We start from the raw sequence: 18,824 nt of genomic DNA on the forward strand, positions 1-18,824 counted from the left end.
ACCCGCAGGGGTGGCGGCCGAGACCTCACCCGTGTGCCGGATTGACAATCGGCATTGCCGTGCTGGCAAATGGCAGGCATGGCCGACGAAGAGCTCGAGAACGTCCTCACCACGGTGGGCCCGCGGCTGCGGGCGCTGCGCCGGGAGCGCGGCACCACCCTCGCCAAACTGGCGGCCACCACCGGCATCTCGCTCAGCACGCTGTCCCGGCTGGAGTCCGGGCAGCGCAAGCCGACGCTGGAGCTGCTGCTGCCGCTGGCCCGGGAGTACCGGGTGCCGCTGGACGAACTGGTCGGCGCCCCGGCCACCGGGGACCCGAGGATCCACCCGCGCCCGGTGACCAGGAACGGCCAGACCATCGTCCCACTCACCCGCCACCTGGGCGGGCTGCACGCCTACAAGCACATCGTGCCACCGGGCAGGAACGCCGGGCCCGAGCTGGAGCTGAAGGTCCACGAGGGGTACGAGTGGCTGTACGTGCTGTCCGGACGGCTGCGGCTGGTGCTCGGCACCCACGACCTGGTGCTGACGGCCGGTGAGGCCGCCGAGTTCGACACGCGCACCCCGCACGCCTTCGGCAACGCGGGCCCGCAGCCGGTGGAGTTCCTCAGCCTGTTCGGTCCGCAGGGTGAGCGCATCCACGTCAGGGCGCGCCCGGGAACCTCTGTTCGGTAGGTTCGTTCCTGACAGGGGGTCTTCCTACCGGCTCCCGCCAGGCCGCGGGAGGGGCCGAGGAAATGAGTGTGCAGCGGAGCGCGGAGTCCGGTGAGAGCGGCGGCGGAGCCGGGGAACGCGAGGACGCCCGGGACGGCCGGGCGCAGGCGGGTACGGGCACCACGGTGACAGAGGGCGCGGACGTGGGCGCCGGCGGGGCGGGGAAGGTGTCCGGGACGCCCGACGGGGAGGCCGAGGAGAAGGCCGAACGCCCCCGGAAGAAGCGGCCGTTCTGGCAGGAGCTGCCGATCCTGCTGGTGGTCGCGCTGCTGCTCTCGCTCGGCATCAAGACCTTCTTCGTCCAGGCCTTCTCCATCCCCTCCGGGTCGATGGAACAGACCCTCGCGATCGGCGACCGGGTCCTGGTCGACAAGTTCACCCCGTGGTTCGGCGCCAAGCCCGAGCGCGGCGAGGTGGTGGTGTTCCGCGATCCGGGCGGCTGGCTGGAGGGCACGCCGACCACCTCCGGCGACTCCGTGACGGGCACTGTCCAGAAGGTGCTGAGCACCGTCGGCCTGATGCCCTCGGCGGACGAGAAGGACCTGATCAAGCGGGTGATCGCGGTCGGCGGGGACACCGTCGACTGCGAGGCCGGCGCGCCGCTGAAGGTCAACGGCGTCGCGCTGGACGAGCCGTACCTGTTCCCCGGCTCGACGCCCTGCGACGACGATCCGGTCGGCACCGTGACCGTGCCCAAGGGCAAGCTGTGGGTGATGGGCGACCACCGCAACAACTCGCGCGACTCCCGCTGGCACCACAACCAGACCGGCGACGGCTTCGTGCCGGTGGACAACGTGGTCGGCCGGGCCTTCGTGGTCGCCTGGCCGCTGTCCGACTGGTCGACCCTGCCGGTCCCGGACACCTTCGACAAGGTGCCGGCCGGGGCGGCGGGCGCGGCCGGTGCGCCGTTCGAGGAGCCGCCGGCGCCGGAGGCCGCCGCGCTGGCCGGGATCGTGCCGCTCGCCCTGTGGCGACGGCGGTCCTCGCGCAAGGAACGCTGAGGCCGGTTCACCCCGGACCACACCGCCCCGGCCCACCCAGGCCCACCACACCCAGGCCCACCACGCCCCGGCGCACCACACCCCGGCGCTCGGCCGACGGGCCACGGGTCGATCGTCTTCGACGGAACTCCTCCCGCTGATCTCTACACGCCTGTAGAGTTCAGGAGGTGAGCTGCACCCCCGGCCGCCGGCCGCCCCGAGCGGGCGTCCGGCGGCCGGGGCCGGGTCGGGAGGCGGAGCCGTGATGGAGAGTCAGTGCAGTCCCGGGGGCGCCGAGGGCGCCGGGGGCCCGGCGGAAGCGGAGCCCGAGGACCGGGACGTCCGGTGGGTCTACCAGCCGGTCGAGGTGGACCTCGGGGACGGCGCCTGGGCACTCGGCCGGATCAGCGCGTGGTGGCAGGACGCGGCCGGGCAGCGCTGGTGCCGGCTGCGGATCGGCCGCAGCGGACAGCCCGCGCTCTGGCAGCGGTTCGATCCGGTGCGGGTGCTGCTGCTGCCGGTCTCCGGGCTCTGAGCAGGCGGGACGCGAGTTCCTGGCGGAACCGTTCGGTGAGCCCCTATCGTCCCTGGGAGCGACCGCTGACAGGCCACTTAGCGACCGGGGACGACGTGACTTCGGAGATCTACTTCAGCAACAACTACCGCGACCTGTGCGAGCAGCACGGCACCGGCGCGGGCTTCCAGTTCGAGTTCTACTGCTACCGCTGCTCGGACACCTGGCGCTCGACGTTCGAGCCGTTCCGGACCGGTCAGGTGGCCGGCTGGATAGGCAAGGGCGTCAGTGCGGCCTGGAACCTCATCGGCGGCAACGCCAACACCATCGGCAACGCCGCCGACGGGCTGGCCGGTCAGACCTGGGGCACCTCGCGGGACGCCGCCTTCCAGCGGTCCATCGCCAACGCCCAGTCCCACTTCAACCGTTGCGCCCGGTGCACCCACTACGTCTGCGGGCGCTGCTTCAACCCGGCCCAGGGCCTGTGCCACAACTGCGCCCCGGATACCGCCGCCGAGGCGATGGCGGCGCAGCACCGCGGCCTCAACGACACGGTCAGCGAGCGGGCGTACAAGTCCGGGCAGCAGTCCGGGGCCGAGTTCGACGTGAACGCGCCGCGCCAGCTGGTCTGCCCGCAGTGTCACACCGAGACCCACGGCACGCCGTTCTGCCCGGGCTGCGGCTTCCGGCTGGCGCAGCCCGTCCAGTGCCCGAGCTGCAACCAGAACGTCCCGGACGGCGCCGCGTTCTGCCCGTCCTGCGGGACGAGGCGCTGACACCCCCTCGGATGAGCCATGGCCCCTCGGGCGAGCCGCGGCTGGGTGCCCCACCGCGGTTCGCCCGAGGGGTGCGGCCGGGCTCAGCCGTACGAGAGGTTGGCGCAGGGGTCGTCGTCGGCCGAGCGGGCGGCGCCGCTGACGCTGGTGGGCAGCGGGGCCGGGGCGGTGGCCGTGCCGCCGGGGGCCGGCGCGGTGGCGCTCGCCGGGTTGGCGGCGGCGAAGTCGTGGCCGAGGACGACGCTGACGCCCCGGCCGCCGGGCTGCACGGTGGCGCCGGGGAAGAGCTTGGCGACCGCCTCGGCCGCGGTGCGCTCGCCGGTGCCGTACTCGACGACGGTGGTGCTGCGCGGCTTGCCGACCGCGTTGCCGACGCCGGTGACGGTGTAGCCGGCGCCCTTGACGGTCTCCGCGGCCCGGCCGCCGAGCCCGGTCTCACCGGTGCTGTTGAGCACGGAGACCTTCACCTCGGCCGCCTTGGCGTCCGAGGCGGGGGTCGGGGCGGAAACCGGGGTCGGCGCGGTGGCGGTGGGAGCGGTGGTGACGGCGGCGGCAGGGCCCGGGTCGGCCGGGGCGCTCGCGTCCTGCCCGTCGATGGTGCGGTCGGCCTTGAGCGCGGCCCACAGCTGGTCCACGTCGGGGTGTACGAGGGCGACCCGCGGGCCCTCGTAACGCCAGGGCACGGTCAGGAACTTGATGTCGTGCAGGTCGACGTCCTTGAGCTCCATGACGAAGGAGAGCAGCTTCGCGGCCGAGCCGAGGCCGGGGTCGACGGTCAGCGACTTGGTGGCCGCGTCGGCGAGCGGCAGCAGCGTGGTCGGGTCCATGCCGCGGGACTTGACCTCCTTGATGAGGGAGGAGAGGAAGGCCTGCTGGCGCTTGGTGCGGCCGATGTCGGAGCCGTCGCCGATGCCGTGCCGCACCCGGACGTAGTCCAGCGCGGCCTGGCCCTCGACCTTCTGCTTGCCCTTGGGGAAGATCAGCTTGCCCTTGTGGCCGAGGTTGGGGTTGAGGTCCCCCTCGTGGATGTCGGTCGGCAGGCAGACCTCGACGCCGCCGACCGCCTTGGTCATCGACGCGAAGCCGTTGAAGTCCACCACGACGGTGTGGTCGACGCGCAGGTTGGTCAGCTTCTCGACGGCGTTCTGGGTGCAGGCCGGGTTGCCCTGATCGCTGTCGCCGACCGAGAAGGCGCTGTTGAACATCACATTGGTCTGCTCCTTGGTCCACTTGCCGTTGGGGAGCTTGCACGGCGGGATGGTGACCAGGGAGTCGCGGGGGATGGAGATGCCGACGGCGTGCTTGTGGTCGGCGTAGACGTGCAGCAGGATCGCGGTGTCCGAGCGGGCGCCGCCGTCCCCGCCGCCGCCCAGGTCGCTGTTGCCGTTGCCGCGGCTGTCCGAGCCGATCAGCAGCACGTTGACCGGGGTGCGGCCCTGGGCGTCCGGGGCCGCGGCCTCCGGGCGGTCCTTGCTGAGGGCGTCGCCGTCGAAGGTGTTGATGTTGCTGTTCAGCCGGTAGTAGAGGGCGCCGCCGCCGAGGACGGCGAGGGCGGTGCAGCCGGCGGTCGCCCAGAGCACCTTCTCCTTGGTGCTGCGCTTGGGTTTCTTCCGGGTGCGGCCCGTCGCTCGGCCGTCCGGTATGTTCGCACCGTCCGGGTTCCGGTCGCCCGCCGGGTCGTCTCTGCGGCCGTTCCGCTGGTCGTCCCTCCGGCCGGCCGCCCGGCGCCCGGTTGCCCGGTGCGGCGAATTCTCGGCTTCGGGGGAACCCTTGCGGCCAGACACGTCGTCATCCTCCACAGTTGCCACGCAAGCCCCCGTCGAAGCGGTGGGTTCGCGTGGCCCGGGGCCGGAGCCGATCCGGGCGCCGCCCGTCGCTAAACTTTTACACCGCTGTAGAACTTCAGTGGAGCATACTAGGCGCGGATGGGAAAACCAGCTGGTCAGACCATGAGAAATTGGTCAGATCAGCTGATCCGCGCTGCTCCGGACTCGCAAGAGGAGCACGATGACTGATCGGATCGCACGTTCGATAGCCGGCGCCCTGGTGGCCCTGCTGGCCGCCGTCGGCCTCACCGCCGCGGCATCGGGAGCGGCGGCCGTGGCCGCGCCCCGCACCGTCGCGGCCGCCGCCGCGAACCCGGGGGCCACCGTGGGGGCCGCTGCCGCTGCCTCCGGTTCGGAGGTCCGTACCGAGGCGCGCGCCGCCTCCGCCGATGCCACGCACCTGGCCAAGGACGAGAAGAAGAAAAAGGGCTTCTTCGCCAAGCTGGGCAAGTTCCTGCTGGTCGTGGTCATCCTGATCATCCTGTTCGTGGTGCTGCTCATCGTCGGGATCGTCTACGCCGTCAAGCGGATCTTCAGCCGCCGCAAGTAGCCGCTGGTGAGCCGCGCGGGCCGTCCGCAGCCGTGACCCGGGCGTCGCCGCCGCCCTCCGGGCGGTGGAGCCGGAACGACCGCCCGGGGCGGGCCACTTGGCGGTGATTGGCCCTGGCCCGGGTGCCGGGACCGCCCGAGGATGACCGCCATGAGCGACTTCCACTCCCACACGGCCCCCGGCTCCCACGAAGTCTCCGACGTCTCGGAGGCGTACGAGGCACCCCGCGCGTACGAAGCCCCCGACGAGCTGCGCCCCGATAGCCGGGTCGTCCACCCGCCGCTCGCCGAGGCCACCGGCAGCCGTCCGCTCGGCGTCCCGCTGCACCAGGGCCACCTGTTCGCCTTCGACACCGGCGACGCGCTCGCCGAGGCCCACGGAGGACCGGACGGCGCCTTCTTCTACAACCGCTTCGGCAATCCCACCGTCCGCTCGCTGGAGCAGGCCGTCGCCGGACTGGAGGGCGGCACCGGCGCCCTCGCCACCGCCTCCGGCATGGGCGCGATCACCACCGTTCTGCTCGCCCTGCTGCGCGCCGGGGACCACGTGGTCGCCCAGCGCAACCTGTACGGCGGCACCATCGGCGCGCTGACCGACCTCACCGAGCGCTGGGGCGTCGAGGTCAGCTACGTGAGCGGCGACGACCCCGCCGGGGTGGCGGCCGCGCTGCGGCCCCGCACCCGGGTGCTGCTCCTGGAGACCGTCTCCAACCCCACCACCAGGGTCACCGACCTGCCCGGGCTGATCGCCGTCGCCGGGCGGGCCGGGGTGGTGAGCGTGGTGGACAACACCTTCGCGACGCCGCTGCTGTGCCGGCCGCTCGAGCACGGCGCGGACATCGTGATCCACTCCGTGACCAAGTACCTCGGCGGACACTCCGACGTCCTCGGCGGGATCGCCGTCTTCGCCGACCCGGAGCTGCACCGGCGGGTCTGGCGGCGCTCGCTCGAACTCGGTGCCAGCGCCGACCCGTTCGCCGCCTGGCTGACCCTGCGCGGCATGCAGACCCTTGCCCTGCGGGTCCGCCGCCACTGCGAGACCGCGCTCGACCTGGCCGGCCGGCTCGCCGCCCACCCCGCCGTCACCGCCGTCCACTACCCGGGCCTGCCCACCCACCCCGACCACGAACTCGCCCGCCGCCTGCTGCCCGACGGCCACGGCGGCGTCCTGGCCTTCGACCTGGCCGGCGGCCGCGAAGCCGCCGCGACGTTCACCGAGTCCGTCCGGCTCGCCTCGCTGGCCCCCTCCCTGGGCGACGTGCACACCCTGGTGCTGCACCCGGCCAGCACCTCCCACCGGCAGTTGTCGGACCCGGAGTTGGCGGCGGCGGGCATCGGTCCGGGAACGGTGCGGGTGTCGGTGGGCATCGAGCACCCGGAGGACATCTGGGCGGACGTGCGGCGGGCACTGGCGAAGGTGTGAGCCCGGGAGGCCGTCGGGGTGGGGCCCGCCCCGAACAGTCTCGGTCGGTTCAAGCTCGGTCGGCACAAGGAAGGTCGGTGCGAGGACGGTCGGAGCGAGGATGGGCGAGCGGCCCCGGGCCCGGGACCCGGCGGGCCGTCAGCGTCGTCGGGGGCGGGCCACCAGGAGGGCGATGTCGTCCTCGGCGGTCGGGGCCGGGGGCGGGGCGAGGGCGTGGAGGACGGCGTCGAGCAGGTCGTCGAGGTCTCCGGCGGCGGGCAGGCGCAGGGCCGCGAGCCGTTCCAGGGAGACGTCGATGTCCTCGCCCCGGCGCTCGACCAGGCCGTCGGTGTAGAGGAGCAGGGTCTGGTCCGGCAGGAGCGGGTGGGCGGTCTGCTCGTAGCCGCCGAGGCCGGTGCCCAGCGGCGGGCCGGTGGGGATGCGCAGCAGCTCGGTCGGATGGCCGGGGGCGATCAGGGCGGGCGGCAGGTGGCCCGCGCTGGAGAGGGTCCAGCGGCCGCGGCCCGGGTCGGCGAGGGCCAGCAGGCAGGTCGCCGGGCGGGCGGAGTCGTCGGTGGAGATGACGTGGTCGAGCTGGCGCAGGATCCGGTGCGGGGGCAGGTCCGTTCCGGCGAGGTCGCGCAGCGCCGAGCGGTAGTGGCTCATGTCGACGGCGGCCTCGACGCCGTGCCCCATGACGTCGCCCATGGCCAGCAGGGTGCGCCCGAACGGCAGCCGGACCGTCTCGTACCAGTCGCCGCCGACCACCGAGGTGCTCCCGGAGGGCAGGTAGCGGGAGGCCAGGGTGAGGTTCTGGTGCGGGCTGCCGGGCTCGCTGAGCAGGGCCCGCTGGAGTTCCAGGGCGATGCCCTGGGAGCGGGCGAAGCGACGGGCGTTGTCGAGGGCGACGGCGGCCCGGGCGGCGAGGTCGCCGAGCAGGGCGGCCTCGTCCGGGGTGAAGGCCGGGCCGGCGGTGGTGCGGCCGAGGGTGAGCAGCCCGATCAGCCGGCCCCGGGCGGCCAGCGGCAGGACCAGCAGTGAGGCCGTCCCGGCCGGGCAGGCGTCCTCGGGCCCGGGCTCGGTCAGCACGGCGACACCGCCGGCCAGGCTGCGGGCGGCGGCCGAACCCTCCCGGTGGCGGATCGATTCGCCCGGCCGGGGCAGCTCGGCGAGGCCGGCGGCCAGCGCGGGTACGGCCCGGGCGCCGGCCCGGTGCAGCCGCTGGGACGCGCCGTGGCCGCCCCGGGCGGGTTCGGCCGCGGGCGGCAGCACGTCCACGACGGCGAGTTCGGCGAGCCTGGGCACGGCGAAGACGGCGAGCTCGGTGCCGGTGGTCCCGACGTCGAGGGTGGTGCCGATCCGTTCGGTGGCGGCGTCCAGGAGGGCGAGTCGGGCCCGGGCCTGTTCCAGCTCGCGCAGCTGGTCGCGGGCCGGGTCGGGGTCGTCCAGCACGACGACGATCACACCGGTGGTCCGCCCGGACTTCCGCAGGGCCCGGTAGCGTACCCGCAGGCCGGGCGGCACGGGGGTGCCGGCGCCGTCCGGGCCCCCGGTGGCGTGTTCGCGGGCGAGCCCGTCGTCGAGGACCCGGCGCAGGATGCCGAGGGACCCGGCGAAGGCGGTGGTCCCGGCGGCACGGCCGAGCAGGTCCGCCCGGCGCAGCCCGGTGGCGGTGGTGAAGGCCGCGTTCAGGTACTGCCAGCGCAGCCGCTCGTCGAGCAGCGCGACCCCGACCGGGGCGGCCGCGAGGACCTCGCGGAGCCGCTCCGGATCGTCGCCGCCGTCACCGCCGGTGATCGCTCCGAGCCGCGCGGCGAGGGCCGCCGCGGCTGCCGCCAGGGACCGGGAGTCCGGTGTCGCGGGCCGCGGACCCTCTGCTCGGTTGCCGTGCCGGAAGTGCATACGCCCATGATCACGCGCCCGGGCGCGGCACGCCCACAAGTGGGTGAAACGTTGACTGGCCGGGGACGGTGTTGTAACGGAGTGCGTCGTGTGTCCACGAGGCTGCGGGTACGTCCACGAGGCCGGCGGGTCCGCAGGTATGTCGACGAGGTCGCCGGCGGGGCCGCGGGTATGTCGACGAGGTCGCCGGCGGGGCCGTACGGATACGGCGGGCGAACGCGGGATGATCACCGGTCATACTGGGCGGCGGCGCCCGACCCCGGACGCCCCGGGCCGGGCCCACCCGGCCGTACCGACCCGACCCACGCCCGAAGACCCACACCGGAGGAACCCGATGAGCCCCCACCAGCCGACCAGTCGCCCGGCGGCCGGGGCCCCAGGGGTGCCGTGGAACCGGCAGCGGCTGCGCAGCAACAACGAGTGGCTGCTGCTGGAACTGCTGCGCACCGGCGGCGGCTCCTCGCGCGCCCAGCTGGCCCGGGACACCGGTCTGTCCAAGCCGACGGTGTCGGCCGCGCTGGCCGAACTGGAGCGGGCCGGCCTGGTCCGCGAGGCCGGTCGGTTGGCCCCCGAACGCGGCCGCACGGCCGTGCTGTACGAGGTCGACCCGACGGCCGGGCACGTGCTCGGCGTGGACATCGGCCGGGCCCGGCTGCGGGTGGCAGTGGCGGACCTGGCCGGGACGGTGGTCGCCCGCCGGGACGTGGCCAACCGGGGCCGCTCGGCGAACGCCGTCGCGGACGCGGTGGTCGAGGCCGCGCACGAGGCGATCGCCGAGGCCGGCCTGGCCGCCCCGGACATCGTGCACGCGGTGATCGGCACCCCGGGGGTGTGGGACGAGCGGCTGCGCGGGGTGCGCTACGCCAACAGCCTGCCCGGCTGGGGCAGGCCGGGACTGTTCGACCGGATAGGCGAGGGCCTGGGGACGGGCGTCTCGGTGGCCAACGACGCCAATCTGGCGGCGCTCGGCGAGTACACCCTGGGCGCCGGGCGGGGCAGCCGGATGTTCGCCTACCTGCTGGTCGGCACCGGGCTCGGGCTGGGCGTGGTGAAGGACGGCGAGCTGCTGCTCGGCGCGCACGGCGCGCTGGGCGAGATCGGCCTGGTCCCGCTGCCCGGGCGGGTCGACGAGCCGACCGCGACCATCGAGCAGGAGGCCGCCGCGGACGCCGTGGTGCGTACGGCCCGGGACTTCGGGCTGGACGGGGACTCGGCGGCGCGGCAGCTGACGGCGAAGCAGGTGTTCGAGCGGGCCCGGGCCGGGGAGACGGCGGCGGTCCGGGCGGTGGAGCGGGAGGCCGAGCGGCTCGCCTACGCGGTGGCCGTGCTGTCGGCCGTCCTGGACCCGGACCTGGTGGTGCTGGGCGGCGGGATCGGCAGCAGCGCGGATCTGCTCCTGGAACCGCTGGAGCAGGCCCTGCACCGGCTCGCCCCGATGCGTCCGACGCTCGCGCCGAGCCTGCTGGGGGAGGAGGCGGTGCTCCTCGGCGCGGTCTCCACGGCGCTGGAGACCGCCCGCCCCGTGGTGTTCGAGCGCCGGACCGCAGGGCTGCGCTGAGAGCCGGCCTGGCGCTGATGGCCGGCCTGGGCGCTGACGGCCGGTCGGTGCTGACGGCGGGCGTGTGCGGGTGGGACGGCCGGGGCTCGGGCGGGTCGGCGACGCTCGGTGGTCGGAAGGTCTCGATCTGCCAACGAGTGGGGATTCGGTGGACGGTGCGTGTGCGGTTCCTGCTTGAATCGCACGACTCATCCAAACGGAACGGAGCGTTCTCCACCCATGCCTTCACGGATACCCGGTCGCCGCCGGGCCGGCCTGGCCGGATTCGCCGGACTCGTCCTCACCGTCGGCCTGGCGCTGACCGGTTGCGACCCGTCGGCGGCCGACAGCGCCGCCACGGCCTCGGCCACGCCGACCGCGGCCGCCACCACGGCCGTGGCCGCGGTGACCACTCCGCCGGCGGCGCCCGCGGCGCCGGCCCCGGTCAGCACCCCGCCGGCCGAGCCGGCGCCCGCCGCCCCGGTGGCCACGCCCCCGCCCGCGGCGCCTTCGGCCCAGCCCGGTGCCCACTCGCAGGCGCCCGCCACCAAGGCGCCGCAGCCGAAGGTGACCACCGCCCAGCCGCCGACCGACCCCGAGCCCCCCGCGGCGGCCGGGGCCGGCGCCGGGTGCGAGATCCGCTCGAACGCGGGCAACTGCTACGAGGCCGGGCAGTTCTGCCGCAACGCGGACCTGGGCAAGAGCACCCACGAGGCCGGCGGCCGGGTGATCTACTGCCGGATGGTCAGCGGGAAGCCGCACTGGCAGGCCTGAGGCCCCTCGGCCCCGGGGCGGTCCGCGCTCAGGCGTCGATGACGCCCAGGGTGTCCCAGAACAGGTACTCGTAGCCCTGGAGCAGCAGCCCGTACTCGCGCGCGGTGTCCAGGGTCGGCTCGTCCAGCCGGCCCGGGCCCAGCGCGTCGGCGGCCTGCTGCTCCAGCTCGGGTGCGGGCCGGGCGAAGAAGTCGAAGAACGCGCAGGCCCCGTCGGAGAACCCGTACTGGTGGCGCAGGGCCTGCGCGATGGTGGCGCAGTAGCCGCCCCAGGCGGCGAAGTTGGCGACCAGGGCGACGGCCGTGGCGTCGGGCTCGCCGTTCAGGGCGAGCCAGGCGAGGTAGTGGGGGTAGGCCTGGCAGCCGGGCAGCGGCGGGTGGGACTCCAGTGCGCGGCGGTCGAGGCCGACGGCGGCGCCGAGGTCGGGCAGGGTTCGTAGTGCGGCGCCCTCGCCCTCGGCCATGGTGGCGAACCAGGCGCTGACCGGCCGGTCCGCGCAGCGGCCGGCGAGCAGCAGCAGGCTGCGGCGGTCGGAGCGGATGATCCGGTGCTGCTGGGCGGCGAGTTCGGCCAGTGCCGAGCGCGGCGCGGTGCCGTCGGCGAGCGCGGTGACCAGCGCGGGGGCCGTGTCGCCGGGCGCCAGTTCGGCGCGCAGGGCGTGGATCTGGTCGAGGATCGGGTGGTTCACCGGTGCCTCCGGGGTGCGGTTCGGTCCGGTGCCATTCCTACCGTCCGGCGGTGCCCGCGCGGCGGCGACAGGCCGGGCCCGGGGCAGGGACGCGCTCCCGGCCGGTGCGGTGTGCCCGGGCCGGGAGCCGGTCGAGTGGGCGGCGGTGAGTCGGTGGCGGCGGGTGCTCCGGTCCGTCAGGAGTCCGCGCAGGCCTTGCCGATGTCGCCGGCGGCGTCGGTGATCGGCTTGAAGTCGGGCTGCTTGCCCTTGGAGACCCGGTCGATGGCGTCGTTGACGGCCTTGGAGAGCCGGTCGGCGGCCGCGTCGGCCTTGCCCCCGTTGTCCTGGCGGATCTTCTTCGCATCGTCGGCGACCTTCTTCAGGGCCTCGACGGTGTGGGTGCGACGGCTGTCGTCGGTGATCTGCCCGACGTTGACCGCCGAATCCGCGAGGTCCTGGACGTCGCCGGTGAGGCTGATTGCCCGCTTTCCGCAGTCCAGGGCCTGGTCGGTGTCGCACGCGGTGAACAGCGGGGCCGCGAGGAGCAGCGCGAGCGTGGTGGCGGCCAGGCGGTACGGCTTCCTTGTCATGTCTGTATCCCTCCCACCGGGTCAACGCCGGTATGCCGTGCGGCGGTTCCGGGTGGCTGTGTGAACTGTTGGGAAAGTCCTTGCTCTCGGGGGAGGTGGTGCCCCGTCGGTTGGTCCGGACAGGTCCGGACAGGTCCGGACAGGTCCGGGCAGGACAGGGCAGGACAGGGCAGGGCAGGGCAGGACGGGCTGGGCCGGGTGCCGGGTGTTCACCCCGGGGAGGCGTCCGTGGGGTGAACACCCGGGCTGGTGCTACCGGTCGGCGGAGTCGGACAGGTCACGCACCAGGCCGGCGATGGTCGGGGCGGCCACCGCGTGCGCGTCGGCCGCCCGCAGCACGGCGCCGCCGATGGCGTCCAGTTCGGTCGGTCGGCCTGCCTCCACGTCGCGCTGCATCGAGGACTTCATCGCCTCGGGGAGGCGGTCGAAGGAGGCGAGCAGGGTCTGCGCGTCCGCCGGCGCGCCGACCGCCCGGGTGACGGCCGCGATCTCGTCCAGCACGGCGAGGAGTTCGGCCCGGTGCTCGGTGCGCACGGTGCCGATCCCGCTCGCGTGGCGGGTGGTGAGCAGGGCGAACGGGGCGAGGAAGGAGAGCTTGCTCCACAGCATCGCCGTCTCGTCCTCGCGCAGCGCGACGTCCAGCCCGCTGTGCCGCAGCTGCTCGGCGAACTCGGCCACGGGGGAGTCGGGTTCGGCGGTCGCGCCGAGCTCGACGGTGGCGAACGGGCTGGTGTGCTCGATCCGCCCGGGCGCCGTCCGGGTGGCCTCGACCCGGATGGTGCCGGCCACCACCCGTCCGGCCGGGTAGCGCTCGCGCAGCAGCGCCATGTGGTCCAGGCCGTTGAGCAGCGGCACCATGATCCCGGTGCCGAGCACCTGCGCGGGCATCCGGTCGAGCGCGGCGGCCAGCGCCGTCTCCTTGACCGTCACGAAGGCCGCGTCGACCGGCTCGCGCAGCTCGGTCGCGGCCTCCACCCGGGCGGTGAACTCGCCGAACCGGGCGCTGCGGACGTGCAGTCCGTCCCGCTCGATGGCGGCTGCGGTCTCCTCGCCGGCCAGGCAGACGACCCGGTGGCCGTCGCGGGCGAGCAGCCCGCCGATCAGTCCGCCGACGCCGCCCGGTCCGAGGACGGCGACGGTCAGGGGGGTGGTGGTCATGGTGGCTCCCGTGGATGGATGGGTGGGTGGGTGGGGGTGGGTGGACGGGGGATGGGGGTGGCGGAGGCCGGGCGCGGCTACGGGGCCTCCCAGAAGAACCGTCCCTCCAGACCGTCCGGGCTGAGGAAGCCGAAGCCGTCGCCGTAACCGAAGTTGAGGAAGTACGGGTCGCCCTCGTCCGGGGCGTCCGAGAGGGAGAAGAGGTACCGCCAGGGCGCCGCGACCCGGGCCCGGCCGGCCGGGTAGGACGGGTCCCCGCCGAGGTGGTCGTGCACGTGGTCGCCGTCCGGGAAGGGGCCCTCGGGGCCCTCGTGGCGCAGGTAGCGCTGGAAGTCGGCCCGTCGGTCCATCGCCCGGTCGACGCCGTCCGGCAGCGGCACCACGTCCAGGTGGTACTCGACCGGGGTCCGTTCGCCGTCGGGTTCGCAGCGCCAGAGCGTACGGCCCCGGGTTTCGGGCGGCCCGATCACCGCGAACGGCGGTATGCGCCCGCCGGGTTGGACCAGCAGCAGGCCGTCGCCCCGCTCCGGGTCGAGGCCGCCCATGAGCTCGTCCGCCTCCTCCAGGAAGAGGTACGCCAGCCGGCTCGGCTCGCCCGGGACGGGGAACTGCCCGATGAACACCAGGGGTTCACCGGTGGTGGGGGAGAGCGGCCAGGTGGGCTCGGCCAACCAGCAGGGCTCGCCGCCGAGTTTGGGGACGGGTGCGGTGATCGGCCGCTCGGCCGGGCGCGGGGACAGCTGCCTGCGGGGGAGGAAGGCGGCGTCGTGCGGACCGGTGGCGGTACCGGTCGGGTGGGGGATCATTCGGCGGCCTCGGCGGGGGCATGGTGCCCGGTGGGGGCGTCGTGTTCTGCGGGTGCTTCGTGCCCGGTGGGTGAGCCCTGCCCGGTGGGTGCGTCCTGCTCGGCGGGGGCGGACAGGGAGGCGTAGTCGAAGGCGAACGGTTTCTCGCGGCGCGGCTTGCGGCCCGGGGCGGGTGGTAGGCGCCGGGGGCCGGGCGCCCGGTGGAGGAAGAGCGCTCCATGGCGGAGGTTGCCGCCGCCGGGATCGGGCACCGGGAGGCCCTCGGCGCGCAGCGCCTCGACCAGCTCGTGCGCCGGCCGGCCCAGCAGGTCGATCCCGTGGTAGCCGACCGGGCAGGCGGGGCGGTCGTCGCTCGGGTTCCGGCCGACCGAGACGGAGTGGAGGCGGTCGTGGTCGTCGGCGCCGAGGGTCACGCTCACCCCGGGCAGCTCGAAGGCCGGCGCCCAGGAGCAGCCGCAGACGAAGGTGCTCCGCACCCCGTCGGGCAGCAGGCCGGCGTGCGGGGCCAGCAGTGCGCGCACCTCCGCCTCGGTGAGGCCGAAGCGGAGCTCGGGCAGCGGGGCGGGCAGGCCGACGCCGCGACCGGGCAGCAGGTCGATGGTCACCTGATCATGATCGCCCGTCGGACGGACGGTCGAGGAGCCGGGGGGTGGAAGCGGCGGGGGTGGAAGCGGCGGGCACGGGAAAGCCGAGCCTTCCGGGGGCGGCATGACCAGGGTGCGGACGGGGACGGCTGTGCGGCGAGGGGGAGCGCGCGGATGACGGCGGACGAACGACTGGCGGCGGACGAACAACTGGCGGCGGACGCGCGCCTCGTGGCGGCGGTCCGGGCACGGGACGTCGACGCGGTGTGGGAGGCGCTCTGCGCCGGTGCGGACCCGGACGCCCGCACCGCGGACGGGCTGCCCCTGCTGTGGGCGGCTGTGGATGGCATCGACCACGAGGTCGCCGCCGTCCTGGTCAAGCACGGCGCCGACCCGGACCGTCCGCTGCCCGACGGGACGACCCCGTTGCTGCGCGCCGTGGACCTCGGCTCCCCGGCGCTGGTCGGGGCGGTCCTCGGCAAGGACCCGGCGCTGCGGCTGCCCGCCGCGGCTGCCCGCCGCGGCCCGTGCACGGCTGCTCGCGCTGGCCAGGTCCTGGTACGAGACCGGTGCGGAGGAGGAACTGCGGCGACGGACCGGGGCCGGCGTGCCGGCGGAGCGGGTGCCGGTGAGGGAGGACCACGCGGACGTCGAACAGGTCTCCCTCGGCGGGCTGACCGTCCGTGCCGGACACGGGGCCGTGCCGACCGAACTGGAGTGGAGGTTCAGCGTCCTCACCCCCGTCGACGAACTGGTGGCCCGGGCAGTCCGGCACCGGGACGGGCTCCACGTCGGGCGGTCCGCCTGCCTGTTCGTGCTCGGGGAACGCCGCAGCCGGCAGGCCTGGTCGGCGCTGATGGCCCACCACCGGCACCCGGACCCCGCGCACCGCCGCTTCGTCGCCGGCTTCCTGCTCGACGCCCCGTTCCTGCGGCAGGGCGGACCGGTCGAGTACGAGGGGGAGGAGACGGAGTTGATCGCCGCCTGGACGTCGACCGAACCGGACGACGAGGTGCTCGCCACGCTCCTCGGAGCCCTGGACGGCCGGGAGTACCCCGACGCGGAGGCCATCGGACTGCGCCACGCCGGACACCCCGATCCCCGGGTGCGCCGCACGGTGCCGAACCTCCTCGGTGCCCCGCTGACCGGGGCGGGGCACGACTGCGTCCTCCGGCTGACCCGGGACCCGGACGCATCGGTCCGGTCTGCCGCCGCCAGATCGCTCGGCGACGCACGGCGCACCCCGGAGACCAGGGCCGCGCTGCTCGCCCTGACCGGGGATGAGTCCCCGGACGTCCAGGGCGCCGCCGTCTCCGTCCTCGCCGGCTCCGCGGACCGGACGCCCGAGCTCGCCGACGCCCTGGCCGCACTGCTGGGCGCGGACGACCGGCAGGTGCGCCTGGAGGCCGGCCACGGACTCGCCCTGCGGGACGACCCGCGCACGGCGACCGCGGTCGGACTGCTGGGGCCGCTGACCGGGCCCGAGTCCGAGCACGACCACCGGGTGAGCACGCTCCGGGGGTGGGCCCGGCGGCGTCGCGATGTCTCCCGCGATGTCTCCGAGGGGGTGTAGCACCACCTGTGGGGTTCGGTTTCCCGAACCCCGGATTCGGGTGCCAGCACAATCGATCTCCCGACCCCGGACGCCCACGATGGAGGGCATGAACGGGATGACGACAGCCGCCGCCACGGTGGCGCACGACGGAGTGACGGGCTCCGCCCTGAGCGCGGCCGGGCTGCACCGGGAGTTACGGGCGCGGCGCGGCGGCGGTATGGGCGCTGCGCGGGGTCTCGGTGGCCTTCGCACCGGGGACGTTCACGGCGGTGATGGGGCCGTCGGGCTCCGGCAAGACCACCCTGCTGCACTGCCTGGCCGGCATGGACCGCCCCACCAGGGGCACCGTGCGGTGGGGCGACACCGAGGTGTCCGGGCTGCCCGAGCGGCGGCTGGCGGAGCTGCGCCGCACCCGGGTGGGGTTCGTGTTCCAGGCCTTCAACCTGATGTCCGCGATGACGGTCGCGCAGAACGTCGAACTGCCGGGGCGGCTGGCCGGGCGGCCGCCGGAGCGGGCCCGGGTGCGCGAGGCGCTGGCCCGGGTCGGGCTGGCCGGGCGCGAGCGGCAGCGGCCCGGGCAGCTGTCGGGCGGTCAGCAGCAGCGGGTGGCGATCGCCAGGGCGTTGGTCTCCCGGCCGGAGGTGCTGTTCGCCGACGAGCCGACCGGCGCGCTGGACCGTGCCACCGGGCAGGAGGTCCTGGCCCTGCTGCGCGCGGGCGTCGACGCCGACGGGCAGACGTGTGTGATGGTCACCCACGACCCGGTCGCCGCCGGGTACGCGGACCGGGTGCTGCTGCTGGCCGACGGCCTGCTGGTGGACGAGCTGGCCAGGCCGACGGCCGCACAGGTCGGCGAGCGGCTGAGCCGGTTGGGAGGGTGAGCGCGATGAACAGTCCCGTACTGAGTCTCTCGGCGGGGCAGATCCGTCGCCGCCCGGCCTCCTTCGCCGGGCTGGGGACGGCGCTGTTCCTGGCGGTGGCGGCGGTGACGCTGTTCGGTTCGCTGGTCGCCGCACAGGTCACGGCGCCGGACGCGGCGAAGCGGGCGGCGGTCCCCGGGCCGGGGCTGGTGCTGATCGCCGGGGCGTTCGGCGAGATCGCCGTCCTGGTCGCGCTGTTCGTCGTCGTCAACGCGCTCGGCTTCACCCTGCGCCAGCAGCACCGCGACCTCGCGCTGCTGCGCACCGTCGCGGCGACACCCCGTCAGGTGCGCAGGGTGGTCCGCGCGCAGGTGGCGCTGACGGTCCTGCTGGTGGCCGCGCCCGGCGGCCTGGTGGGATTCCTCGCCGCCCGGGCGTTCCTCGCCGCACTCCAGGAGCGCGGCATGGCCGCACCAGGGCTGCGGATACCCGGGGCGCCGGTGCCGGCGCTGATCGGGATCGGGGTGGCGCTGCTGGTCGGCCTGGCGGCCACCGCCGTGGCGGCCCGCCGGATCACCGGGCCGGCCCCGGCCGTCGCGCTGGCCGAGGGCGGGGGCGGGCCACGGCGGACGGGACTGCCGCGGCTGTTCGCCGGGGTGGCGGTGCTCGCGGGCGGTGGGCTGCTGCTGCGACTGGCGGCGAGCCGACCGGCCGGAGAGCTGGACAAGGCGGGGCAGGCCTCGCTGCTCGGCTCGCTGGTGCTGCTGGTCGCGGTCGGACTGCTGGCGCCGGTCGCGGCGCGGGGCCTGGCAGCCGTGCTCGGCGCCCCGGTGCGGGTGCTGGTGCCCAGGGCCGGCTGGCTGGCGGACGCCAACCTGCGCGGCTACGCGGCCCGGCTCTCCTCGGCGGTGGTGCCGGTCGCGCTGCTGGTCGGGCTCTCCGGCACCATGCTGGTGCTCACCAGCACGGCCGAGCACGTCGCCCGGGAGACGGGTGCCGCGACCAGCGTCACCAAGGCGAGCGACATCTGGCTGCGTGAGATGGAACTCGGGCTGCTGGTCTGCTTCGCGGCGGTCTCCACGGTCAACACCCTGGTGGCGCTCACCGCCGACCGGCGCCGTGAGTTCGCGCTGCTGCGCCTGGTCGGGGCGACGAGGCGGCAGCTGCTGCGGATGCTTTCCGTGGAGGCGGTCCTGACCACGGCGATCGGTGTGCTGCTGGGGGCGGCGGTGGCGGCCGCGGCCTCGGGGGCGTTCAGCCTGGCGGTGACGGGCTCGGCGGCGCCGGTCGTGCCGGGAGCGGCGTGCGCCCGGGTGGTGCTGGGGGCGGCGGTGCTCACGGTTCCGGGGATCGTCGGCACGGGGCTGTGGGCGGTCGGCGGCTCGGCGGTGGAGGCGACGGGCGGGGAACCTCCCGCAGTGCGGCCGCAGTGTCGGCTGCCGTCCGCCGTAGCGCTGCCACATCGCCAGCGAGATCCCCTGCGGTCTCCACACGCACCCCTTCGCCACACCCCACGCGCTGACGGCCCGCACCTGGCATGCCGACAAAACTGCCCCAGTACCGCCCAGTTGTACCCGCGGACGTGCACCTTTTGACGATTCGCGCACGCTAGCAGCTCCTCGCCGAC

The 18,824-nt window shown here is 75.0% G+C and carries 17 protein-coding genes and 2 pseudogenes; 12 read left to right on the plus strand and 7 right to left on the minus strand.

Annotated elements, in window-relative coordinates:
• Positions 1 to 78 precede the first annotated feature (78 nt).
• The 4 genes from ACGF0D_RS34945 to ACGF0D_RS34960 all read left to right on the plus strand — a co-directional run bounded on the left by ACGF0D_RS34945 (position 79) and on the right by ACGF0D_RS34960 (position 2,984).
• On the plus strand, positions 79 to 675 hold the full coding sequence (locus ACGF0D_RS34945) for a helix-turn-helix domain-containing protein (protein WP_392877667.1): 597 nt from the start codon (positions 79 to 81) through the stop codon (positions 673 to 675).
• 62 nt (positions 676 to 737) lie between these two features.
• Positions 738 to 1,715 carry a signal peptidase I gene (gene lepB / locus ACGF0D_RS34950; RefSeq protein ID WP_392923139.1) on the plus strand — a complete coding sequence of 326 codons (978 nt, stop codon included), beginning with the start codon at positions 738 to 740 and terminating at the stop codon, positions 1,713 to 1,715.
• A 241-nt stretch (positions 1,716 to 1,956) separates the two neighbouring features.
• Complete coding sequence (locus tag ACGF0D_RS34955; RefSeq protein ID WP_392877663.1) at positions 1,957 to 2,229, plus strand: hypothetical protein; 273 nt, start codon at positions 1,957 to 1,959, stop codon at positions 2,227 to 2,229.
• A gap of 95 nt (positions 2,230 to 2,324) precedes the next feature.
• Entirely contained in the window at positions 2,325 to 2,984 is a 660-nt protein-coding gene (locus ACGF0D_RS34960) for a zinc ribbon domain-containing protein (RefSeq protein ID WP_392877661.1), read from the plus strand.
• An 83-nt stretch (positions 2,985 to 3,067) separates the two neighbouring features.
• Here the strand turns inward: ACGF0D_RS34960 and ACGF0D_RS34965 are convergent, their stop codons facing one another.
• On the minus strand, positions 3,068 to 4,564 hold the full coding sequence (locus ACGF0D_RS34965) for an LCP family protein (RefSeq protein ID WP_392923141.1): 1,497 nt from the start codon (positions 4,562 to 4,564) through the stop codon (positions 3,068 to 3,070).
• Between the two features lie 427 nt (positions 4,565 to 4,991).
• Between ACGF0D_RS34965 and ACGF0D_RS34970 the strand changes: the two genes are divergently transcribed.
• Both ACGF0D_RS34970 and ACGF0D_RS34975 read left to right on the plus strand, forming a co-directional pair.
• Positions 4,992 to 5,360, plus strand: coding sequence for a hypothetical protein (locus ACGF0D_RS34970; RefSeq protein ID WP_392877658.1), 369 nt, complete (start codon positions 4,992 to 4,994; stop codon positions 5,358 to 5,360).
• A 150-nt stretch (positions 5,361 to 5,510) separates the two neighbouring features.
• Positions 5,511 to 6,782, plus strand: a complete 1,272-nt coding sequence (locus tag ACGF0D_RS34975) for a trans-sulfuration enzyme family protein (protein WP_392923144.1) — start codon at positions 5,511 to 5,513, stop codon at positions 6,780 to 6,782.
• 138 nt (positions 6,783 to 6,920) lie between these two features.
• On the opposite strand, the gene ACGF0D_RS34980 is transcribed toward ACGF0D_RS34975, so the two are convergent.
• Positions 6,921 to 8,663, minus strand: a complete 1,743-nt coding sequence (locus ACGF0D_RS34980) for a SpoIIE family protein phosphatase (protein ID WP_392923147.1) — start codon at positions 8,661 to 8,663, stop codon at positions 6,921 to 6,923.
• 334 nt (positions 8,664 to 8,997) lie between these two features.
• Between ACGF0D_RS34980 and ACGF0D_RS34985 the strand changes: the two genes are divergently transcribed.
• Together ACGF0D_RS34985 and ACGF0D_RS34990 are read left to right on the plus strand one after the other, a co-directional pair.
• The gene (locus ACGF0D_RS34985; RefSeq protein ID WP_392877652.1) at positions 8,998 to 10,221 is read left to right on the plus strand and encodes an ROK family protein; all 1,224 of its coding nucleotides are present in this window, start codon (positions 8,998 to 9,000) and stop codon (positions 10,219 to 10,221) included.
• Positions 10,222 to 10,440: 219 nt separating this feature from the next.
• Positions 10,441 to 10,974, plus strand: coding sequence for a hypothetical protein (locus ACGF0D_RS34990; RefSeq protein ID WP_392923149.1), 534 nt, complete (start codon positions 10,441 to 10,443; stop codon positions 10,972 to 10,974).
• Positions 10,975 to 11,002: 28 nt separating this feature from the next.
• On the opposite strand, the gene ACGF0D_RS34995 is transcribed toward ACGF0D_RS34990, so the two are convergent.
• From ACGF0D_RS34995 to ACGF0D_RS35015, 5 genes are all read right to left on the minus strand, one after another.
• On the minus strand, positions 11,003 to 11,662 hold the full coding sequence (locus ACGF0D_RS34995; protein WP_392923152.1) for a transcriptional regulator: 660 nt from the start codon (positions 11,660 to 11,662) through the stop codon (positions 11,003 to 11,005).
• A 176-nt stretch (positions 11,663 to 11,838) separates the two neighbouring features.
• Positions 11,839 to 12,234 (minus strand): hypothetical protein, encoded by a 396-nt coding sequence (locus tag ACGF0D_RS35000; RefSeq protein WP_392923153.1) that lies wholly within the window; start codon positions 12,232 to 12,234, stop codon positions 11,839 to 11,841.
• Between the two features lie 252 nt (positions 12,235 to 12,486).
• On the minus strand, positions 12,487 to 13,392 hold the full coding sequence (locus tag ACGF0D_RS35005) for a ketopantoate reductase family protein (protein ID WP_392923156.1): 906 nt from the start codon (positions 13,390 to 13,392) through the stop codon (positions 12,487 to 12,489).
• Between the two features lie 77 nt (positions 13,393 to 13,469).
• Complete coding sequence (locus tag ACGF0D_RS35010; RefSeq protein ID WP_392923159.1) at positions 13,470 to 14,198, minus strand: hypothetical protein; 729 nt, start codon at positions 14,196 to 14,198, stop codon at positions 13,470 to 13,472.
• Positions 14,195 to 14,803: a hypothetical protein gene (locus ACGF0D_RS35015; RefSeq protein WP_392923161.1), complete on the minus strand. Its 609-nt coding sequence runs from the start codon at positions 14,801 to 14,803 to the stop codon at positions 14,195 to 14,197. The genes ACGF0D_RS35010 and ACGF0D_RS35015 overlap by 4 nt, the downstream gene beginning before the upstream one ends.
• Before the next feature lie 153 nt (positions 14,804 to 14,956).
• Here ACGF0D_RS35015 and ACGF0D_RS35020 point away from each other — a divergent pair.
• The 4 genes and pseudogenes from ACGF0D_RS35020 to ACGF0D_RS35035 all read left to right on the plus strand — a co-directional run.
• Positions 14,957 to 15,199: pseudogene (locus tag ACGF0D_RS35020) on the plus strand (hypothetical protein); the annotation flags it as partial.
• A gap of 211 nt (positions 15,200 to 15,410) precedes the next feature.
• Positions 15,411 to 16,355 carry a HEAT repeat domain-containing protein gene (locus tag ACGF0D_RS35025; RefSeq protein ID WP_392923163.1) on the plus strand — a complete coding sequence of 315 codons (945 nt, stop codon included), beginning with the start codon at positions 15,411 to 15,413 and terminating at the stop codon, positions 16,353 to 16,355.
• Positions 16,356 to 16,452: 97 nt separating this feature from the next.
• Positions 16,453 to 17,218, plus strand: a pseudogene (locus tag ACGF0D_RS35030) (ABC transporter ATP-binding protein).
• Between the two features lie 5 nt (positions 17,219 to 17,223).
• Positions 17,224 to 18,792, plus strand: coding sequence for an FtsX-like permease family protein (locus ACGF0D_RS35035; protein WP_392923165.1), 1,569 nt, complete (start codon positions 17,224 to 17,226; stop codon positions 18,790 to 18,792).
• Positions 18,793 to 18,824 lie beyond the last annotated feature (32 nt).

Source organism: Kitasatospora sp. NPDC048298 (assembly GCF_043201465.1).
Taxonomy (GTDB): Bacteria; Actinomycetota; Actinomycetes; order Streptomycetales; family Streptomycetaceae; genus Kitasatospora.

Coding starts and splice junctions, on each gene's coding strand:
- ACGF0D_RS34945 (WP_392877667.1), top strand. CDS start 79: ATGGCCGACGAAGAGCTCGAGAACGTCCTCACCACGGTGGGCCCGCGG.
- lepB (WP_392923139.1), top strand. CDS start 738: ATGAGTGTGCAGCGGAGCGCGGAGTCCGGTGAGAGCGGCGGCGGAGCC.
- ACGF0D_RS34970 (WP_392877658.1), top strand. CDS start 4,992: ATGACTGATCGGATCGCACGTTCGATAGCCGGCGCCCTGGTGGCCCTG.
- ACGF0D_RS34975 (WP_392923144.1), top strand. CDS start 5,511: ATGAGCGACTTCCACTCCCACACGGCCCCCGGCTCCCACGAAGTCTCC.
- ACGF0D_RS34980 (WP_392923147.1), bottom strand. CDS start 8,663: ATGCACTTCCGGCACGGCAACCGAGCAGAGGGTCCGCGGCCCGCGACA.
- ACGF0D_RS34985 (WP_392877652.1), top strand. CDS start 8,998: ATGAGCCCCCACCAGCCGACCAGTCGCCCGGCGGCCGGGGCCCCAGGG.
- ACGF0D_RS34990 (WP_392923149.1), top strand. CDS start 10,441: ATGCCTTCACGGATACCCGGTCGCCGCCGGGCCGGCCTGGCCGGATTC.
- ACGF0D_RS35000 (WP_392923153.1), bottom strand. CDS start 12,234: ATGACAAGGAAGCCGTACCGCCTGGCCGCCACCACGCTCGCGCTGCTC.
- ACGF0D_RS35005 (WP_392923156.1), bottom strand. CDS start 13,392: ATGACCACCACCCCCCTGACCGTCGCCGTCCTCGGACCGGGCGGCGTC.
- ACGF0D_RS35010 (WP_392923159.1), bottom strand. CDS start 14,198: ATGATCCCCCACCCGACCGGTACCGCCACCGGTCCGCACGACGCCGCC.
- ACGF0D_RS35035 (WP_392923165.1), top strand. CDS start 17,224: ATGAACAGTCCCGTACTGAGTCTCTCGGCGGGGCAGATCCGTCGCCGC.